The following is a 17,569-nucleotide window of genomic DNA, read 5'->3' as shown; positions in this document are numbered from 1 at the left end:
CCTTTATGGCTCTTGTGCCCCACGCTCAGATGCCCGTGGAGCCGAAGCTCTTATTTGCTGATTTCACAGTGTAACCTGACGCATGTCATAAAGCGCGAACAGGCTGAACAATCAACAGCATTTGTTGGGGAAGGCGAGTGGCCGCGGGCCATGGGACAAGGGCGCTGCCAGACAGCGCCCCTTGCGATAAAGCTCACTCGTAGATGTGGACGATGCGGCGGGTGCCGGGATCGACAAGAACCGGGCGGTCGTTGACCACGACATAATCATAGTCGTAATCGGGCACTTGCCGGACCACGACGCCGGGCGGCAACGTCGCGCCGATCGCCACTTCGTTGCGGACATAGACCGGCTCGGCCGGGTGCTCTTCTATATAGCTGATCACGGTTTCCGGCGGGTCGACAGGTTCGACGGCGCCGACCGGGCCGAGCAGGATATCGCCCGGACCGGGGACGGGGGCCGGCGGAGCGACGCTTGCGGTCGTCTCATAGGTGACGGACGGCACTTCGTACTGGGTGCGGTATTCCTCGACAGCAACCGCCGAGCCGTTGTGGCGGATTGTCAGATATTCCGCGTAGACCCAGCCGCGCATGCCGTTGACGTCGATGCGGCACCATTTGCTACCCTTGAGGCAACCGTCCATCATCGCCGGGCTGCCGCGGGTGGCCATCCCGATTTCGGGATAGTTCTGGCCGGGACCGGAGCGGACGATGATGTCCGAGGCGGTCGTGGCGGTCATCTGCGCCTGGGCGGGCAGGGCGAGCGCCGAAAGGACCGCGCCGAGGCCCAGCCATGTCAGGTCCCGCCACTTCAATTCCGGGCATTTCAACCAAGTCGTCATGGATTTTCTCCTCATGTTGACTGGCAGGGTAACACCCCGCGTGTCCCGGTGGTTCCGCCGAATGCGGGTGGATTCTGCAAGCTGTGGCGGGGGTGCCACAGCTATAAAGAGGCACGGAACCTTTATGCCGCCAGTCCATTGATCCCGCCATAAACACCGGAGAGACCTCATGACGACCCAGACGATGACCGCCCAGACCTTTGCCGCGCTGCCCCCGATCCGCATGGAAACATCGAGCCCCTCCCATCCGCTCAAGAGCTTGCTGATGACTGTTTTCGTGCTGAAGATCTTGGTTGCGGCTTTCCTGATCGCCACCGTATCGCTCGCGCCGCCGGTTTCCCCTGACGCGCATTACACGACCCTTGCCTCGAATTGATCTTTTCGGCTGAAATGCCCTGCGTTTATCGGTATACCCCCGGCGAGCATCATCGTTTAGGCCGAGGCACCATGGGCAAGTTACAGGCCGGTATCATTCCGGTTACGCCATTCCAGCAGAACTGCACGATCCTCTTCGACGACGAGACTAAAGAGGGCGTGGTCGTCGATCCGGGCGGCGATGTACCGACCATCCTTCAGGTCATCGAGGAAAACGGCGTCACCCTCAAGGAGATCTGGTTGACGCACGGGCATATCGACCATGCGGGCGGCGCGGACGAATTGCGCGAAGCGCTCGGCATCCAGGTGATCGGTCCCCACGAGGCGGACCTGCCGTTGCTGCAGCGCCTTGAGACGCAGGCGGAAAAATTCGGGGTGAAGATGGCGGTGCGCAACGTCGTGCCGGACCGCTGGCTGAACGAAGGAGACAAGGTTTCGTTCGGCGAGCATGTGTTCGAGATCTTCCATTGCCCCGGACATGCGCCCGGGCACGTGATCTACTACAACCGGGCCCAGGGTTTTGCACATCTCGGCGACGTGTTGTTCAACGGCTCGATCGGGCGCACGGATCTGCCGGGCGGAGACCACGATACGCTACTCGCCTCGATCCGCGACAAGGTTCTACCGCTCGGCGACGAGGTCGGATTCATCTGCGGCCACGGGCCGGGCAGCAGGATCGGCGACGAACGGCGCACCAATCCATTCCTGCGCGGCCTCGGTGGACCGAAGCCGCAACACACGTCGGTTTAAAAAAAACCCGGCATCTTCTGCCGGGCTTCAACTCGAAATGGCAAGCCTCGGAAGGCTTAGCCGGCGATCTGCAGATTGACGGCCTTGGGGCCTTTGCCGCGACGATCCGGTTCCGTGTCGAAGCTTACTTTCTGGTTTTCCGACAATCCGGACAGGCCGGAAGCCTGTACGGCAGAGATATGAACAAAGATATCGGCGCCACCATTGTCAGGCTTGATAAAGCCGAAGCCTTTGTCGGTATTGAAGAATTTTACAGTGCCAGTCTCGGCCATGCAGCAGGTCCTTTTCTCTCTGTCCGTGTTCAGCGGCGGACAGCATCACAGTGTAGCCCCGAAGGGCGGCGGCAGGCAGCTTTAAGAAAGGGTCCCTGTCTTTACCGCGATGACCGGAAGGAATTGCTTTGAAATCTCCGCCCCCGGTCTACCGCCCGAAGTCTTAGCGCCTTCGGAGCGCGTCATTATAGGTCTTCCCATGCTCGTAAATTGCCCGAACTTGCACAGAGTGCTGTGTTTATCGAAAATTGGCAAGAAAAAGTTTTTTGAACTGTTGCCACAATGAGAAATTGCAGATCGCCAGAACCCCTGAAAATGCGGGCTTTGCGCGTTTCTTTGCGCCCCGGGAACGCAAATCCATCGCCGGCAATGCTTCCTTAACCCTGTTCTGTGCCATTTTGGCGCTAAGGGCGCGAAAAGAAAAAATTTCGCCATTCAAAGGTTTCAGGCGGCGCGAAGGCTGCTTAGGTATCGATGATCGCCGCCACGGCGGCAGCCGTCCAGGGCGTGAAAATTGCCGTTTGCCGCATCATTCGCCGCTGGATTGCCGGCGGCCGAAGGCGCGGGCAGGTCTTGCGAATACCGGCTTTGCGAGAACCGGAGGAGGGGCAACGACTGCGGCCCGGCCGATGCCGAGTGTGATGTCGTTGCCGCCTGCCTGGGGCGGCGCGAAGTCGGCAAAACTTTCCGGAAAGTTCTCGTTGAATGTCGTCGGTGCCAGTTCGGGCCGGGCAAGGGCATAACCCTGCATCAGCGGCACGCCGAGTTCCTCGCACAGATCCACCTGCCAGAGCTCTTCGAGCCCTTCGAAGATGGGGTCGATACCATCGTCGAGCATCTGCCGGACGATGACGCGCAGCAACGCGTAACCGGCAGAATTGTCGAGGAAGTCGCGCACCCAGGCGGCCTCGAATTTCACGTAGTCCGGCTTGATGCGCTTCAGACGGTCGAGATCGGAATCGCGGGCGCCGTAGTCGTCGATGGCGATGCGAAAGCCGACCGCCTGCATGTGCTCGGTGAAGGCGACGACAATGTCATCCGACGCACCGGATCTTTCGGAGATCTCGCAGACGATCCGATCGGGCGCCAGGCCAGCCTCGTGGCTGGCGACCTTGATGCGATCGACTTCCTGGCGCATTTCCTGGGACGTGCGGAAGAGGCCGGGATGGAACTTGACGAAGATCCCGGCGCGGGACCGGTTCAGCCGGCCGGTGTTCAAGATGTGAATGGTGCGCAGGATGCTGTCGACATCGGCCATGTCGACCGGGGACACGAGCGGAAAGAACTCGGCCGGCGACACCGGTTCGTTGTCGCGGGAGGCGCGCAGCAGACCCTCGAAAGCTTCGATTTCAAGGCCGGTTTCCGGACCGGAGCGAAGGATCGGCTGCAGCGCGGATTGCAGCAGGAAAGGGCCGTAGACGGTGGAAAACGACCCGTTGTCGCTGCGAACCAGATTGGCGAAGATGCTTCTCGGCGTCATGCCCGTGCCCGTCGATTTCCGTTATCCATCCCTTCTGATTGTAGCAGCCAAGGGTTACGCGGCTGTAAACAAGGTTTCGAAGGTTTTAATCAGCTTCTTTCATGGTTCTCATTCAAGCTTTGTGCTTGAAACGGCGTCATAGTTTAGACATAGAGCGTACGGGCGGTTTTCGGCGCGCGATGCCGCCTTGTTCCAACAGCTCTTCAGGACGAAGATTATGGCCTTTCTTGCCGACGCACTTTCCCGCGTAAAGCCCTCTGCCACCATCGCCGTTTCCCAGAAAGCCCGTGACCTCAAAGCAAAGGGCCGCGACGTAATCGGGCTTGGCGCCGGCGAGCCGGATTTCGATACGCCGGAAAACATCAAGAGAGCCGCCATCGACGCGATCAATCGCGGCGAGACCAAATATCCGCCGGTCTCCGGCATTCCGCAGCTTCGCGAGGCGATCGCCAAGAAGTTCAAGCGCGAAAACAATCTCGACTACACGCCGGCCCAGACGATCGTCGGCACTGGCGGAAAGCAGATTCTTTTCAACGCCTTCATGGCGACCTTGAACCCTGGCGATGAAGTCATCATCACCGCACCCTACTGGGTTTCCTATCCGGAGATGGTTGCCATCTGCGGTGGTACCTCGGTGATCATCAAGGCGAGCCAGGAAAACAACTTCAAGGTGACAGCCGCCGATCTTGAAAAGGCGATCACGCCGAAGACCAAGTGGTTCCTGTTCAATTCGCCGTCCAACCCGTCGGGCGCGGCCTATAGCCATGACGAACTCAAGGCGTTGACCGACGTGCTCCTCAAGCACGAGCATGTCTGGGTGCTGACCGACGACATGTACGAGCACCTGACCTACGGCGACTTCAAGTTCGTCTCGCCGGCGGAAGTGGAGCCGAAGCTCTACAACCGCACGCTGACGATGAACGGCGTTTCCAAGGCCTATGCGATGACCGGCTGGCGTATCGGTTATGCGGCCGGCCCGCTCGAACTGATCAAGGCGATGGATATGATCCAAGGCCAGCAGACATCAGGCGCCTGCACGATCGCCCAGTGGGCTTCCGTCGAGGCGCTCAACGGTCCGCAGGATTTCATCCCGCAGAACAAGAAGATCTTCGAAGGCCGCCGCGACCTAGTGGTATCGATGCTGAACCAGGCGAAGGGCATCGTCTGCCCGTCTCCGGAAGGCGCCTTCTACGTCTACCCGTCCTGTGCCGGTCTGATCGGCAAGACTTCGCCGTCGGGCAAGGTCATGGAGACCGACGAGGATTTCGTCACCGAGCTTCTGGAAACCGAAGGCGTGGCCGTCGTCCACGGTTCGGCCTTCGGCCTCGGCCCCAATTTCCGCATTTCCTATGCGGCTTCGGAAGAACAGCTCGAAGAAGCCTGCAAGCGGATCCAGCGCTTCTGCGCAAACTGCAAGTAAGCTGGCCTCATTCAATTAAGAAGCCCGCCGGCGACGGCGGGCTTCGTCGCTTTCAGGCGTCCGTTGACCACGGGGGCGACCGGACATACATTTCGGTTATGAAAACCGTTTCTCTTCGCGAAGCTCAGGACCGCCTCGACGAACTTGCCCAGGATGTGGAGCAGGGCGAGACCGTGACGGTGACGCGGGACGGCAAGCCGGTGTTCGATATCGTGCCGCATATCGAGGCAGTGGAACCGGAAAAGAAGGGCGGCATCAATCTTGAGGCGGCGCAAGCCTATCTGCGCGCCAGGGGTATTACCAATCCCTTCCCGTATATCGCCGACGACTTCGACGATCCGCTGCCGGAAGATTTCCTGCTGAGGCCGCTGCCTTAGTGATGCGATGTCTGCTCGACACACATATGGTCATTGCCGTTCTGCGGAACGACATCCATCAACGTTTTCCTGAAGCGGGCAGTCTGGTTATTTCGCAAGGCTTTTCCGGATTCGTCAGCGTCGCCAGCCTTTGGGAAATCGCAATTAAATCCCGATTGGGAAAGCTGGATCCCGGAATGGAGTTGGATGCCATGCCGGGAGCCGTGAATGATACGGGCCTCACCATCCTGCCCATCGACATCCCGCATGTTATCACCGCCGCCGAGCCGGAGCCTGATACGCGCGATCCCTTCGACCGGCTTCTGTTGGCGCAATGCCAGGTCGAAGGGCTGCAGCTCGTGACGATCCACCGGGCGCTTGTCGGGCATCGTCTGGCATTCAAATTCTAGGTGAGGCGGCATCCGAGGGCGCCGCCTGCCGAATGCTCATCAGCTCTTGGTCAGCTTCACGATCGTCGATTCCCCGCCGCCGCGCTGTTCGGTCACCGCATAAACGGCGCCGTCGGAGCCGACCTTGACGTCGCGGATACGGGCGCCGAGCGGTACGCGTTCCTCATAGGCCACCTTGTCGCCGTCCATGTGGACGACCACGATGCCCTGGGCGACGAGGCCGCCGATCAGGAAGGAATTTTTCCATTCGGGGATAGCGTCGCCGTCATAATAGGCCATGCCGGACGGAGCGATCACCGGGTCCCAGAAATAGACCGGCTGTTCCGTCTCCTTCATGGCGGTGATGCCCTTGCCGATCGGCCTGCCGCTATAGTCGATGCCGTAGGTGACTTCCGGCCAGCCGTAATTCTTGCCGGCTTCCGGGCGGTTCAGTTCGTCGCCGCCGCGTGGACCGTGTTCTACTGTCCAGAGACGGCCCTGGCCGTCGAGGGTGGCGGACTGCAGGTTGCGGTGCCCGAGCGACCAGATTTCCGGCCGGGCGCCCTGGCGGTCGACGAACGGATTGTCGGGCAGCGCCTTGCCGTTCATGTCGATGCGAAAGATCTTGCCGAGGCCGCTCGCGATATCCTGGGCCTGTACGCGCGGTTGCGGATCGGAACGCTCGCCGACCGTCACGTAGAGCTCGTTCTTGGGCCCGAAGACGAGGCGTGAGCCGAAATGCTTGTTGCCGTCGTAGCTCGGCATCTGGCGGAAGATGACTTTGAGATTTTCCAGCCTGCCGCCGCCGCGATCGTCAGGAACGAGCTTGGCCGAGGCGACCGACGTGCCGTTGCCGTCGTCGCGCTGTTCGGAGAAGGAGAAGAAGATCATGCCCGAGGTCGCAAAATCCGGGACAAGCGCCACGTCGAGCAGGCCGCCCTGGCCGCCGGAAAGCACTTTCGGCACACCTTCGATCTTCGGTCCCGCTTCGCCTTCCTCCGAGATGATGTGCATGGCACCCTGCTTGGCGGTTACCAGCATGCGGCCGTCGGGCAGGAATTCCATCGCCCAGAGATGCGGCAGGCCGTCGGCGATCACTTCCTGGGTGATCTTCGGCATCCGGGCCGGCTGCGGAGCACGCGTCTGGTTGGCGAAGGCGGGTTTCTGGTCGCGAGCGTTTGGCGCTTTGGTTTCCGCGGGCTGGCCGGCGTTTTGAGCAAAAACGGGGCCGGCGACCAAGGCAAGCGAGAGGGCCGAACCGGTCAGGAGAAGACTGAGGCGTTTCATTATAGACTCCCTTTCAATGGGCGGATTACCGCCGAGGCCTGCAATGACACCCCGCACGCGGCGAAGGAGCATCGGCAATGGCCTTCATCTAGGGCGTTCATCGGCAAGCGCCGAACACAGTTCGTTCAAGATTATTTTATTGACGTGCCGTGAACAAAAGCCCGCCGGTGAAAGCGGGCTCGATGCGTTCGGGGGAGGTCGAGGATCAGTCGGCGAGTTCAGCCGGGACCTTGCCACCGTTTTCGGCGAGTTTTTTCATCAGCGCCTTGTGGAGCCAGACGTTCATTGTCGCGGAGTCGTTGGTGTCGCCGGTATAGTGCAGCTCGGCGGCCAGTTCCTTGCGGGCCGTAAGGCTGGAATCGAGATCGAGCGCCTTCATCAGGTCGACGATCGACTTGCGCCAATCGAGCTTCTGGCCGCTCTTCTTGACGGCGGCGTCGAGTATGGGCGTGATGTCGACCGGAGCCGACGAGGAGGGGGCTGCGGGCGCTGCCGATGGGATCGGCGTCGGATTGGCCATCGGTGCAGCGGATGCGGAAACCGGAGCGGCGGGTTTCAGAGGTTCGGCGGGCGTGGCGGACTGCGCCGCTTCGGCATGACCGCCCCAAATCGCGTTCTTGATCTTGTCGAATATACCCATTTTAAAAGTCTCCCTGAGTTTATTTGTCAGGAGAACGTCGGGCGGTGACGCGAATTCTCAAGAGCCGGCCGCAGTTAAATCGATACCTGCGGCCGGAGGAGTGGATCAGGCCGTGCCCCAGATGGCTTCGGCGGTCTGGACGACGAGTTCCAGCTTGCGCTTCTGGTCGTCCTCGGTGATCGAATTGCCTTCTTCGGTCGAGGCGAAACCGCATTGCGGCGCAATGCCGAGCTGGTCGATGTCAACGAACTTGGAGGCTTCGTCGAAGTGGCGGCGCAGCGAGTCGAGCGTTTCCAGTTCACCGGTTTTGGTGGTGATGAAGCCCGGATAGACGCGCTGCTTCGAACCCTTCTGGAGAAGGCTCAGCGGCTGTAGGCCGCCGGCGCGCTCGGTGTCGTATTCCATGAAGAACATGTCGACGCCGGTCTTGTTGAAGATCGCGTCGGCCGCCGCATCATAGCCGCCTTCGGCAGCCCAGGTGGAGCGGAAGTTGCCGCGGCACATATGCATGCCGATCAGCATGTCCTTCGGACGGTCCTTGATCGCCTCATGCATGGTCAATGCGTATTTCTCGATCAGCCAGTCCGGATCGTAGCCTTCCTCACGCTTCATGGCGCGCTGCTTCTCGTCGCCGAGATAGGCGAAGTAGATGTCGTCCATCTGCAGATAACGGCAGCCGGCGTCGTAGAACTTCTGCACGGCCTTGGCATAGGTGCGGGCGAGAGCTGCGAACAGCGCTTCCTGATCCTGGTATTCCGGATAGGTGACGTCAGCACGAGCGGTGCGGTAATGGGCGACGCTCGGGCCGGGGATGGAGATTTTCGGCGTCACCTTGGTGTTGGCGGCGAGGAACTTGAAGTGTTCCAGATGCGGGTGATCGTCCGGAAAGTCGAGCTTGCCGTTGATGGTCGGGAAGGTCGGCGGCAGTTTGACGCCGTGGAAGGTGACGCCCTTGTGGGCTTCGCGGGTGACGAATTCCATGCCGTCGAGCAGGCCGAGGAAGTCGTAGTGCCAGAAGTGGCGACGGGCTTCGCCGTCGGTCACGACCTTCAGGCCGACGCTTTCCTGCAGCTTGACGAGTTCCCGGATGCCGTCGTCTTCGACGGCCTTCAACTCGTCCGCGGAAATGCTCTTGTCTTCATAGAACTTCTTGCGGGCGTCCTTGACGGACGCGGGACGCAGCAGCGAACCGACATGATCGGCTCTGTAGGGAGGTGTAGACATTTGAAATCTCCTTCATGCGCAACATGGTGATCGCGCCCATTGCTGGACGGCCGGCTGTGAAGCCGGCCTTCGCCGCGGCGGACACGACCATATTTCAGACATTGATTCAACCTCTTCACGACCCGATTCCGTTCCCGCGCGCAAGCCTTTGATGCGGAATCTTTTTCGCTTAGAGGCCCAGTGCCGTCAGCATCACGAATGTCGCAAAGAGAACGAAGTGGGTCATGCCCTCGATGGCGTTCGTCTGCCCGTCGTTGAGGTTGATCGCGGCGGCGATCAGGGTGACGGTGACCATGACGGTCTGGACCGGCGTCATCGCCATGACGAACGGCTGGCCACTGTAGAGCGCGATGCTCTCCATGACAGGCACGGTGAGGATGACGGTCGACAGCGACGCGCCCATGGCGATGTTGACGACCGACTGCATGCGGTTGCGAAGCGCTGCGCGCAGTGCGGTCAGAATTTCGGGCGCTGCGGAAATCGCCGCAACCACGACAGCCATCAATGTCAGCGGCGCGCCGCTGCCCTCCAGCCCGGCATTCATGAGCGTGGACATGAATTCGGCAAGGAAGCCGATGATCAGGACGCCGACAAGAATGACGCCGATGGAGATCGCCGCGGATTCATGCTCGGTTTCCGCCCGCGGCGTCCGGGTGCTGGTTGCCGGCTTCGCAGCGCGCGGATAGGTGTAGCTGAAGAAATAGCTGTGCGGCCCGACCTGCATCTTCAGGAAGACCGCATAGAGTGCGATCATCGCGCAGATCGTGAAGGCGGAATAATAGTGCCAGCGGTCGCCGGGGATGAATTCCGGAACGATCATGGAAATGCCCATGGCCGTCAGGATCATCACGCTGTAGGTGCGGCTGGAATCGTCGTTATAGGGCTGCTCGCCATGGCGTAGGCCGCCGAGCAGGGCGGCGAGGCCGAGGATGCCGTTGATGTCGAGCATGACGGCCGCATAGATCGTGTCGCGCACCAGGGTAGGGGAACTGGTGTTTCCCATCATGATGGCGAGGATCAGCACCTCGACCGCTACCGCCGACAGCGTCAGGATCATCGTGCCATAGGGATCGCCGACCTTGTGGGCGAGTATTTCGGCATGGTGGGCGACGCGGGTGGAGGCGAGGATGATGATGCCGATCAGGACGGCTGCGGTGATCAACGACGCCGTTTTGCCGGCCTCGAGCACGGAATGCTCAATGGAATAAGCGACGAAACCAGCCGCCAGCGCGACGATGAGAAACCTTTCCTGCTTCAGCAGGGACAACAAACCCACGTTCCGCTCCTGACCTTGGCCGATGACAATCTAATGCGGCAACCTGCGGCATCAAGCACGGTTCCGCTTTCGCCTCGAAGATTTGCGGTCGGCGGTCTTTGATGCCATAATTTATGACGTGATTTGCGATGTGGCTTGGAACTTCGTGGCACCTTTTCAATTTTTCACGCCGATGCCGCGACAGGACAAGGATCCGAATGGATCAAGGCAGCCATGAAAGACAGGAGGGAGTATGACCAAGGTTACCTATAAAGTCGTGCCGCATGATGGCGGCTGGGCCTATCGGCAAGGCGACGTCTATTCGGAAACCTTTCCTAGCCATTCAGACGCTTTGCAGGCGGCCCGCATCGTAGCGGCCGAACAGCAGGTCGGCGGAGAGCCGGAAGAAATCAGCTGGCAGGACGAAAAGGGCATCTGGCACACCGAATACAGCGAGGGTGGCGACCGGCCCGAGGCCGAGGTCATGGATGGCGACGAGGCGCCGACCACCCACTGAAAACGTCAGCCGCGGACATAGTCTAGCAAGCCTTTGGTCAGCGCGTCGAAGGTGACGCGCCAGCGGGGCGACGATTTCAGGTTTTCGTGCATGGCGACCCAGGTATCGAGCGGCAGTTCGAAGACGCCGGGCAACACCCGGATCAGATCCGGGTCACGCCGGGCGATGCCGACCTGACAGATGCCGATGCCGACACCGCCGCGGATCGCCGCCAGTTGCGCGAGATTGTTGTCCGCCCGGTAGCTCCAGCGGATATTTTCTATATCGGGAAAGGCCGGGGAGGTCATGCGGATACGGTCCGCAGCGGCGCGAACGAAGGCGGTGGGGCGATCGAAGCCGACCAGCCGGTGGGTGGCCAGGTCTTCAGGGCTTTGCGGAACGCCATGTCGGTCCAGATAACGGCGATGAGCAAAAAGTCCGAGAGGGATTTCGCCGATATGGCGGGTGACGAGCGCGTCCTGGGCCGGGCTGGTCATACGCACGGCAATATCCGACTCGCGCCTTAAAAGGTCTTCCAGCTCGTCCGACAATGACAGTTCCAGCTCCAGCCCGGGATATTCGTCCTGGAGAGCCGCCAGGATTGGCGGGAGAACCTCAACGCCGATCACTTCGCTGGCGCTGATCCTCACCGTTCCCCTGACGGTTCCGATCTCGCCCGAGGCCAGCCGCTGCATGGCAGCGGCCGTGATGGCGAGGTTTTCCGCATAGGGTTTCATCGCCAGCGCCGGTTCGGTTGGCAGCAGGCCCCGCTGCGAACGGGTGAAGAGTTGGTAGCCCACCGCCTCTTCCAGCGCATCGATATGGCGACCGACAGTCGGCTGGGTCAGGCCGAGTTCGCGCGCGGCGGCAGACAGCGAGCCGAGCCGCAGGACGGCGAGGAAGGTGCGGTAAAAGTCCCAGCTGATGTCATTCATTTTTGTATGGATGCCAAAGAAATTCTGCCAATTCCGTATAGGGGCGAATGGCGCGATAGTCCAGCCAACGAAACGCATGCAGCTGGAAGGATTGCCGCCATGTCGGAACTATCGAACTCAAACCCCGTAAAGCCTATCGCACTGGTTCTCGGTGCCACCGGCGGGATCGGCGGCCATATGGCGCGCGGCCTTGCCGCGCGTGGCTGGACCGTCCGCGCCCTTAACCGCAAGGCCGGGGGAGCGGCGAAGCGCGAACCTCGCTTTCACTGGCTCCAGGGCGACGCGATGAATGCCGCCGATGTCCGCCGCGCCGCCCAGGATGCCAAGCTGATCGTCCACGCGGTCAATCCGCCCGGCTACAAGGATTGGGAAAAGCTGGTCCTGCCGATGCTAGACAACACGATCGCAGCGGCCCGCGCCGTCGGCGCCCGCATCCTGCTGCCCGGCACGGTCTATAATTACGGGCAGGATGCCTTTCCTGAGATCACCGAGGAGAGCCCGCAGAACCCGGTAACGCGCAAGGGCGCGATCCGGGTCGAGCTGGAACGCCGGCTGGAGGTTGCGTCGAGCGAGGGTGTGCCGGTGCTGATCGTGCGGGCTGGTGATTATTTCGGCCCCGGTGCAGCAAACAGCTGGTTCGCCCAAGGCCTGGTGAAACCCGGCAAGCCGGTGACCTCGGTCAGCCGGCCGAATGCCCAGGGCATCGGGCATCAATGGGCCTATTTGCCGGATGTCGCCGAAACCATGCTGCGGCTGATCGACCGGGAGGGTGAACTACCGCGTTTCGCGCGTTTCCAGATGCGCGGCTTCTGGGACCGGGATGGGCGCGAGATGATCGCGGCGATCGGCCGGGTCGTCGGGCATCCGATTAAGGTGAGGGCGTTCCCGTGGTGGTTGTTGAAGCTCGGCTCGCCCTTCGTGCCGATCTTCCGCGAGCTGGGTGAGATGCGTTACCTCTGGAAGACGCCGGTGCGGATGGGCAACGACAAGCTGCGGGCTTTCCTCGGCGAGGAGCCTTCGACGCCGATCGACGAGGCCGTTCGGACGACGCTTGTCGATCTCGGCTGTATCGAGTCCAAGCCGACCAAGGCTGCAAAGCCGGTGGCGCTTTTAGCCTGAGCGGTATTCTCAAAAGGAAAGGCGCCGCTTTTGGGCGGCGCCTTCTCAGTCAGATCACGCGACCGCTTCGAGCACCGGGTAGTCGGTATAGCCCTTGGCGCCGCCGCCGTAGAAGGTGGACTTGTCTGCCTCGTTGAGCGGCGCATTATCCTTGAGACGCTGGACGAGATCCGGGTTGGCGAGGAAGAGCTTGCCGAAGGCGACCGCGTCCGCATAACCGCTTTCGACGGCCTTGGAGGCGCTTTCGCCGTCATAACCGTTGTTGACCAGCCAGCCGCCCTTGCCGCCGGCCTTGCGGTAGATATCCTTGAGTTCCTGGTAATCGAAGGGCTTGTCGCCCTGGAAGAAGGCGCGGTCGCCGCCGGTCGCCCCTTCGATCACGTGAATGAAGGAGAGGCCGCGAGGACCGAGCTGCTTGACGACATAGTTGAAGACGGCTTGCGGATCGGGGTCGCTGACGCCATTGGCGGGTGTCACCGGCGACAGGCGGATGCCGACGCGACCGGCGCCGATTTCCTTGGTGACCGCGTCGACGACTTCGAGCAGGAAGCGGGCGCGGTTCTCGATCGAGCCGCCGTATTCGTCCGTGCGCTGGTTGGCGCCCGACCTCAGGAACTGGTCGATCAGGTAGCCGTTGGCGCCGTGGATTTCGATGCCGTCGAAGCCGGCGTCGATCGCGGCGCGGGCGCCCTTGGCGAAATCAGCGACGATGCCGGCGATTTCCGCATGTTCCAGCGCGCGGGGAGCGGAGGTATCGACAAAGGCGCCGTTGCCATCCGGATTGATGATGTAGGTCTTGCCGCCGGCGGGAATGGCCGAAGGTGCAACTGGTGCGCCGCCGTTGGGCTGCAGGGAGGTGTGCGAGACACGGCCGACATGCCAGATCTGGGTGACGATCTTGCCGCCCCTGCGGTGGACGGCATCGGTCACCTTCTTCCAGCCTTCGATCGCCTGCGGCAGATAAAGGCCCGGCACGTCCGCATAACCCTGGCCCTGCTGGCTGACCGGAGTGCCTTCGGTGACGATCAGACCCGCGCTGGCGCGCTGTTCGTAATAGGTGACGTTGAGGTTGTTGGGGATCGCTTTCGGCGAACGGTTGCGCGTCAGGGGAGCCATGACGACGCGATTGGCGAGTTCGATATCGCCGAACCTGGTCGGATCAAAAATGCTTGTCATCGGAAATTCCTTATGCGGTTGGGAGGAAGGGCGGAGGGATCAGAGGGTCGATCTGAGATCGTCGAGGAAGGCCGCGATGGTGTTCTCGTCGCGGTGGTAGAATGCCCATTGGCCGACACGGTCGATTTTGACCAGACCGGCCTTTTCGAGCGTCGAAAGATGCGCCGAGACCGTGGATTGGGAGAGGCCGCAGCGTTTTTCGAACTGGCTGGCGCAGATGCCCATTTCGAGCGGATGCGCCTGATCGCAAAAATGACGTTCCGGCTCCTTCATCCATTCCAGGAATTCGACCCGGGTCGGATGCGCCAGCGCTTTCAGAATTTCCGTCTTGTCCATCGTCAGGATCCAACATCGGAGTTTTCCGATATATAGATCGTCTTGAGCCGATTTAAAGGAAGCGATTTGCGGAGAAGCGAAGGATTGTAAAAAAAATGGGCCGCCGGATCGCTCCGAGGCCCAATAATTGTGAAGGTCAAAACCTCCAGAGGGGAACAGCCAGCACAGACAACCAGGAGGTCGTCAGAGCGCGCCGGCTCAACTCAATATGGGGAGCCGAGTTTCGCTCGACAAGGGTGCGGATGGGATATTGAACAGAAGTTTTTGGCAAGGATGGTTATGAGTAACCAGCGGGATGAGCCAATTCAGGATTTTGGGCAAAAAAAGAGGGCCACTGGATCGCTCCAGGGCCCTATAAGTGTGAAGGTCAAAAAAAACCTCCAGAGGGGAACAGCTGCTGCGGCGGAACTGGGAGGAAAAGCCGCCATATGCATCAGCTATGTGCGATATGGTGGTTTTTTGTGCAGTGAACAATAGTCTTTTGTGCAGGCCAGCCATGCGCAAGCTGCAATGCTTTTATTTCACGCGCTCAATGGTTACATATCAGGCGGCCGCAGAAGCGTGAAACTCTCTGGATTTTAGGGATTTTTTCGCCGAACGCAGCCCACGCGCGAGCCTCAGAAATTCCAGTTGCGAGCCTTGCCGACCACGAAGTCGCGGAAGACTTTCAGCTTCGCGGCGTTCTTCATTTCATCCGGATAGCAGAAATAGGTATCGAAGGACGGGATGTCGGCATTGATCGCCAGCTGAATAAGGCCCGGGTCGCGGCCGACGATATAATCCGGCAGGCAGGCGATTCCTATCCCCAACAGGCAGGCGCGCTTGATCGACGTCTGACTGTTGATCTGCAGGTGCGGGGTGCGGGTATTGTCCGACGACCGGCCGGCATATTCCAGCCAGTTGACGTCGAGCAGGTAGTTTGGCGCCGGTTCCCCGAAGGTGATGATGCGATGGTGGTCGAGATCCTCGACCGATTGCGGCTCGCCATAACGGTTGATGTAGGAGGGCGCCGCATAGACGTGCATGTGCACGGTGAAGAGCTTTCGCTGGATCAGGTCGGACTGCACCGGCTGGCGAAGCCGGATGGCGCAATCCGCATGGCGCATGTTGACGTCCACTTCCTCGTTGTCGAGGATCAACTGGATCGACATTTCCGGATAGAGCTGCAGGAATTCCTGCACCTTGTCGGTGAGCCAGCCTTGGCCGAGACCGACGGTCGTTGTCACGCGCAGCTTGCCGGACGGCTTTTCCGTCGTCTCGGTGAGCTGCATCTTCACGGTTTCGAGCTTCAGCAGCACGTCGTGGGCGGTGCGGTAGAGCAGTTCGCCCTGCTCGGTGAGAATCAGGCCGCGCGCATGGCGGTGGAAGAGCTTTACGCCGACATCCTGTTCCAGTGCGCTGACCTGACGGCTGATCGCCGACTGGGAAAGATGCAGCTTGTCGGCCGCATGGGTGAAGGATCCCGCCTCCGCCGCCGCGTGGAAAATGCGCAGTTTATCCCAGTCGAGCGGCACACCCATCGTTCAACGTCACTCCGCGGCTATGGCAACCGGCTGGATGCCGGAGAGGTAGCGTTCGGCCTCGAGCGCTGCCATGCAGCCCATGCCGGCGGCGGTGATCGCCTGGCGGAAAGTGTCGTCCGTCACGTCGCCGGCGGCAAATACGCCGGGCACATCGGTGGCGGTCGAATCGGGAGCCGTCCAGAGATAGCCGTTCGGCTTCATCTTCAGCTTGCCCTTGAAGAGTTCGGTTGCCGGCGCATGGCCGATCGCCACAAAGACGCCGTGGATCGGGAAGTCCGTGACGGCACCCGTCTGGGTATTGCGCAGCTTGACGCCCTCGACGGAGGGCGGCATCGGCGCCTTGGCCGGCTTGCCGGTGATTTCGGCAATTTCGGTGTTCCACAGCACATTGACATTGACGCGCTGGGACAGGCGTTCGGTCAGAATCTTTTCCGAACGGAAACTGTCGCGGCGATGCACCACCGTCACCGACTTGGCGATATTCGACAGGTAGAGCGCTTCCTCGACGGCAGAATTGCCGCCGCCGACCACGATCACGTCCTTGTTGCGATAGAAGAAGCCGTCGCAGGTGGCGCAGGCGGAGACGCCGAAACCCTGGAACTGCTGTTCGGTTTCGATGCCGAGCCATTTTGCCTTGGCGCCGGTCGAGATGATGATCGTCTCGGCGGTCCAGACCTGGCCGGAATCGGTGCGCACCGTGAATGGGCGATGGTTGAGCTCGACTTCGGTGACGAGGTCGTTGACGATCTCGGCGCCCACATGGGTCGCCTGCTTTAGCATCTGCTCCATCAGCCAGGGGCCCTGGATCGGATCGCCGAAACCGGGATAGTTTTCGACATCCGTGGTGATCATCAGCTGGCCGCCCTGTTCCATGCCGGCGATCAGAACCGGTTTCAGCATGGCGCGCGCTGCATAGATGGCGGCCGTATAGCCAGCCGGGCCGGAGCCGATGATCAGGACCTCGGTATGACGGGAGGACATGGATTATTTCCTTTCAAAGACCGGTCGACGTTTCTTTGCCCCTCATATAGGTGGTCGATGTCCGGTCTGCCGCTGTAGAAGCGCCATGTAAGATCGATCCATGCAGCAATGCAAGGGCAGCCTTGCACTAACAACAGATCAGTTGGCATGGAACACGAATGCCAGGCGCCTCGAGACATATTCTTGCGTAAAATTCGTCTTGCGATAAAAGCACTGCAGAACGAAGGGGACTTCTGTGCTTCGCGCCGATCTTGATGCCATCGACATAAAAATCCTGCGGGAATTGCAACGCGACGGGCGTATGACCAATGTCGAGCTCGCCGAGCGCGTCGGCATTTCCGCGCCGCCCTGCCTGCGCCGCGTGCGCAAGCTCGAGGAAGCGGGTATCATCGAAGGCTATCACGCGCTTCTCAACGCACCGAAACTGGGCGTGGATCTCGTTGCCTTCTGCATGGTCGGGCTGAAACGGCAGTCGGACGCGGACTTGAAGGCCTTCGCCGCGAAGGTGCAGCAATGGCCGATGGTGCGCGAGGCCTGGATGGTCAATGGCGACAGCGACTTTCTGCTGCGCTGCGCGGCCCAGAACCTCACCGTCTTCCAGGACTTCGTCATCGAGGTGCTGACCGCCGACCAGCATGTCGACACGGTGCGCACCATGCTGACCATTCGGCAGGTGAAGCATCTGGGGCTGGTCGAGATCTGAGGCGCACCGGC

The 17,569-nt window shown here is 60.8% G+C and carries 20 protein-coding genes; 8 read left to right on the top strand and 12 right to left on the bottom strand.

Features of this window, described 5'->3' with window-relative positions; all coding sequences use genetic code 11:
- Nucleotides 1–193: 193 nt before the first annotated feature.
- Entirely contained in the window at nt 194–841 is a 648-nt protein-coding gene (locus ACZ9IU_RS14935; protein ID WP_051899771.1) for a DUF1236 domain-containing protein, read from the bottom strand.
- 169 nt (nt 842–1,010) lie between these two features.
- Between ACZ9IU_RS14935 and ACZ9IU_RS14930 the strand changes: the two genes are divergently transcribed.
- Both ACZ9IU_RS14930 and ACZ9IU_RS14925 read left to right on the top strand, forming a co-directional pair.
- On the top strand, nt 1,011–1,217 hold the full coding sequence (locus ACZ9IU_RS14930; protein WP_038544186.1) for a hypothetical protein: 207 nt from the start codon (nt 1,011–1,013) through the stop codon (nt 1,215–1,217).
- Nucleotides 1,218–1,288: 71 nt separating this feature from the next.
- The gene (locus tag ACZ9IU_RS14925; RefSeq protein ID WP_038544184.1) at nt 1,289–1,966 is read left to right on the top strand and encodes an MBL fold metallo-hydrolase; all 678 of its coding nucleotides are present in this window, start codon (nt 1,289–1,291) and stop codon (nt 1,964–1,966) included.
- Between the two features lie 56 nt (nt 1,967–2,022).
- Here ACZ9IU_RS14925 and ACZ9IU_RS14920 read toward each other — a convergent pair whose 3' ends face one another.
- Nucleotides 2,023–2,238, bottom strand: a complete 216-nt coding sequence (locus ACZ9IU_RS14920) for a cold-shock protein (RefSeq protein WP_003494703.1) — start codon at nt 2,236–2,238, stop codon at nt 2,023–2,025.
- Nucleotides 2,239–2,767: 529 nt separating this feature from the next.
- Complete coding sequence (locus tag ACZ9IU_RS14915) at nt 2,768–3,718, bottom strand: EAL domain-containing protein (RefSeq protein WP_038544182.1); 951 nt, start codon at nt 3,716–3,718, stop codon at nt 2,768–2,770.
- Between the two features lie 217 nt (nt 3,719–3,935).
- Between ACZ9IU_RS14915 and ACZ9IU_RS14910 the strand changes: the two genes are divergently transcribed.
- From ACZ9IU_RS14910 to ACZ9IU_RS14900, 3 genes are all read left to right on the top strand, one after another.
- Complete coding sequence (locus tag ACZ9IU_RS14910) at nt 3,936–5,138, top strand: pyridoxal phosphate-dependent aminotransferase (RefSeq protein WP_038544180.1); 1,203 nt, start codon at nt 3,936–3,938, stop codon at nt 5,136–5,138.
- Between the two features lie 98 nt (nt 5,139–5,236).
- Nucleotides 5,237–5,515, top strand: coding sequence for a type II toxin-antitoxin system Phd/YefM family antitoxin (locus ACZ9IU_RS14905; protein WP_038544178.1), 279 nt, complete (start codon nt 5,237–5,239; stop codon nt 5,513–5,515).
- A 2-nt stretch (nt 5,516–5,517) separates the two neighbouring features.
- Nucleotides 5,518–5,904, top strand: a complete 387-nt coding sequence (locus ACZ9IU_RS14900) for a type II toxin-antitoxin system VapC family toxin (protein ID WP_038544176.1) — start codon at nt 5,518–5,520, stop codon at nt 5,902–5,904.
- A 39-nt stretch (nt 5,905–5,943) separates the two neighbouring features.
- Here ACZ9IU_RS14900 and ACZ9IU_RS14895 read toward each other — a convergent pair whose 3' ends face one another.
- The 4 genes from ACZ9IU_RS14895 to ACZ9IU_RS14880 all read right to left on the bottom strand — a co-directional run bounded on the left by ACZ9IU_RS14895 (nt 5,944) and on the right by ACZ9IU_RS14880 (nt 10,310).
- Nucleotides 5,944–7,170 carry a PQQ-dependent sugar dehydrogenase gene (locus tag ACZ9IU_RS14895; protein ID WP_038544174.1) on the bottom strand — a complete coding sequence of 409 codons (1,227 nt, stop codon included), beginning with the start codon at nt 7,168–7,170 and terminating at the stop codon, nt 5,944–5,946.
- A gap of 205 nt (nt 7,171–7,375) precedes the next feature.
- Entirely contained in the window at nt 7,376–7,810 is a 435-nt protein-coding gene (locus ACZ9IU_RS14890; protein WP_038544173.1) for a DUF3597 domain-containing protein, read from the bottom strand.
- 105 nt (nt 7,811–7,915) lie between these two features.
- Entirely contained in the window at nt 7,916–9,034 is a 1,119-nt protein-coding gene (locus ACZ9IU_RS14885) for a 5-methyltetrahydropteroyltriglutamate--homocysteine S-methyltransferase (RefSeq protein ID WP_038544171.1), read from the bottom strand.
- 169 nt (nt 9,035–9,203) lie between these two features.
- Nucleotides 9,204–10,310, bottom strand: a complete 1,107-nt coding sequence (locus ACZ9IU_RS14880; protein ID WP_038544169.1) for a calcium:cation antiporter — start codon at nt 10,308–10,310, stop codon at nt 9,204–9,206.
- A 232-nt stretch (nt 10,311–10,542) separates the two neighbouring features.
- Here ACZ9IU_RS14880 and ACZ9IU_RS14875 point away from each other — a divergent pair, with 232 nt between their 5' ends.
- Nucleotides 10,543–10,806, top strand: coding sequence for a DUF2188 domain-containing protein (locus ACZ9IU_RS14875; protein WP_038544166.1), 264 nt, complete (start codon nt 10,543–10,545; stop codon nt 10,804–10,806).
- Nucleotides 10,807–10,811: 5 nt separating this feature from the next.
- Here the strand turns inward: ACZ9IU_RS14875 and ACZ9IU_RS14870 are convergent, their stop codons facing one another.
- Nucleotides 10,812–11,720, bottom strand: coding sequence for a LysR family transcriptional regulator (locus tag ACZ9IU_RS14870; protein ID WP_038544165.1), 909 nt, complete (start codon nt 11,718–11,720; stop codon nt 10,812–10,814).
- Between the two features lie 99 nt (nt 11,721–11,819).
- Here ACZ9IU_RS14870 and ACZ9IU_RS14865 point away from each other — a divergent pair, with 99 nt between their 5' ends.
- Nucleotides 11,820–12,839 (top strand): SDR family oxidoreductase, encoded by a 1,020-nt coding sequence (locus tag ACZ9IU_RS14865; protein WP_038544164.1) that lies wholly within the window; start codon nt 11,820–11,822, stop codon nt 12,837–12,839.
- Between the two features lie 54 nt (nt 12,840–12,893).
- Here ACZ9IU_RS14865 and ACZ9IU_RS14860 read toward each other — a convergent pair whose 3' ends face one another.
- The 4 genes from ACZ9IU_RS14860 to trxB all read right to left on the bottom strand — a co-directional run bounded on the left by ACZ9IU_RS14860 (nt 12,894) and on the right by trxB (nt 16,855).
- Nucleotides 12,894–14,015, bottom strand: coding sequence for an alkene reductase (locus ACZ9IU_RS14860; protein WP_038544162.1), 1,122 nt, complete (start codon nt 14,013–14,015; stop codon nt 12,894–12,896).
- 39 nt (nt 14,016–14,054) lie between these two features.
- The gene (locus ACZ9IU_RS14855) at nt 14,055–14,351 is read right to left on the bottom strand and encodes an ArsR/SmtB family transcription factor (RefSeq protein WP_038544160.1); all 297 of its coding nucleotides are present in this window, start codon (nt 14,349–14,351) and stop codon (nt 14,055–14,057) included.
- A 617-nt stretch (nt 14,352–14,968) separates the two neighbouring features.
- Nucleotides 14,969–15,865 carry a LysR family transcriptional regulator VtlR gene (locus ACZ9IU_RS14850; protein WP_038549439.1) on the bottom strand — a complete coding sequence of 299 codons (897 nt, stop codon included), beginning with the start codon at nt 15,863–15,865 and terminating at the stop codon, nt 14,969–14,971.
- Between the two features lie 15 nt (nt 15,866–15,880).
- Entirely contained in the window at nt 15,881–16,855 is a 975-nt protein-coding gene (trxB, locus tag ACZ9IU_RS14845; protein WP_038544158.1) for a thioredoxin-disulfide reductase, read from the bottom strand.
- A 235-nt stretch (nt 16,856–17,090) separates the two neighbouring features.
- Here trxB and ACZ9IU_RS14840 point away from each other — a divergent pair, with 235 nt between their 5' ends.
- Complete coding sequence (locus ACZ9IU_RS14840) at nt 17,091–17,558, top strand: Lrp/AsnC family transcriptional regulator (protein WP_038544156.1); 468 nt, start codon at nt 17,091–17,093, stop codon at nt 17,556–17,558.
- Nucleotides 17,559–17,569: the final 11 nt, after the last annotated feature.

This window comes from Mesorhizobium sp. USDA 4132 (assembly GCF_056279545.1).
The sequence above is the reverse complement of the archived record's forward strand: the minus strand, read 5'-3'. Positions and strand labels throughout refer to the sequence as shown.

Coding starts and splice junctions, on each gene's coding strand:
- ACZ9IU_RS14935 (WP_051899771.1), bottom strand. CDS start 841: ATGACGACTTGGTTGAAATGCCCGGAATTGAAGTGGCGGGACCTGACA.
- ACZ9IU_RS14930 (WP_038544186.1), top strand. CDS start 1,011: ATGACGACCCAGACGATGACCGCCCAGACCTTTGCCGCGCTGCCCCCG.
- ACZ9IU_RS14925 (WP_038544184.1), top strand. CDS start 1,289: ATGGGCAAGTTACAGGCCGGTATCATTCCGGTTACGCCATTCCAGCAG.
- ACZ9IU_RS14920 (WP_003494703.1), bottom strand. CDS start 2,238: ATGGCCGAGACTGGCACTGTAAAATTCTTCAATACCGACAAAGGCTTC.
- ACZ9IU_RS14915 (WP_038544182.1), bottom strand. CDS start 3,718: ATGACGCCGAGAAGCATCTTCGCCAATCTGGTTCGCAGCGACAACGGG.
- ACZ9IU_RS14910 (WP_038544180.1), top strand. CDS start 3,936: ATGGCCTTTCTTGCCGACGCACTTTCCCGCGTAAAGCCCTCTGCCACC.
- ACZ9IU_RS14905 (WP_038544178.1), top strand. CDS start 5,237: ATGAAAACCGTTTCTCTTCGCGAAGCTCAGGACCGCCTCGACGAACTT.
- ACZ9IU_RS14900 (WP_038544176.1), top strand. CDS start 5,518: ATGCGATGTCTGCTCGACACACATATGGTCATTGCCGTTCTGCGGAAC.
- ACZ9IU_RS14895 (WP_038544174.1), bottom strand. CDS start 7,170: ATGAAACGCCTCAGTCTTCTCCTGACCGGTTCGGCCCTCTCGCTTGCC.
- ACZ9IU_RS14890 (WP_038544173.1), bottom strand. CDS start 7,810: ATGGGTATATTCGACAAGATCAAGAACGCGATTTGGGGCGGTCATGCC.
- ACZ9IU_RS14885 (WP_038544171.1), bottom strand. CDS start 9,034: ATGTCTACACCTCCCTACAGAGCCGATCATGTCGGTTCGCTGCTGCGT.
- ACZ9IU_RS14875 (WP_038544166.1), top strand. CDS start 10,543: ATGACCAAGGTTACCTATAAAGTCGTGCCGCATGATGGCGGCTGGGCC.
- ACZ9IU_RS14870 (WP_038544165.1), bottom strand. CDS start 11,720: ATGAATGACATCAGCTGGGACTTTTACCGCACCTTCCTCGCCGTCCTG.
- ACZ9IU_RS14865 (WP_038544164.1), top strand. CDS start 11,820: ATGTCGGAACTATCGAACTCAAACCCCGTAAAGCCTATCGCACTGGTT.
- ACZ9IU_RS14860 (WP_038544162.1), bottom strand. CDS start 14,015: ATGACAAGCATTTTTGATCCGACCAGGTTCGGCGATATCGAACTCGCC.
- ACZ9IU_RS14855 (WP_038544160.1), bottom strand. CDS start 14,351: ATGGACAAGACGGAAATTCTGAAAGCGCTGGCGCATCCGACCCGGGTC.
- trxB (WP_038544158.1), bottom strand. CDS start 16,855: ATGTCCTCCCGTCATACCGAGGTCCTGATCATCGGCTCCGGCCCGGCT.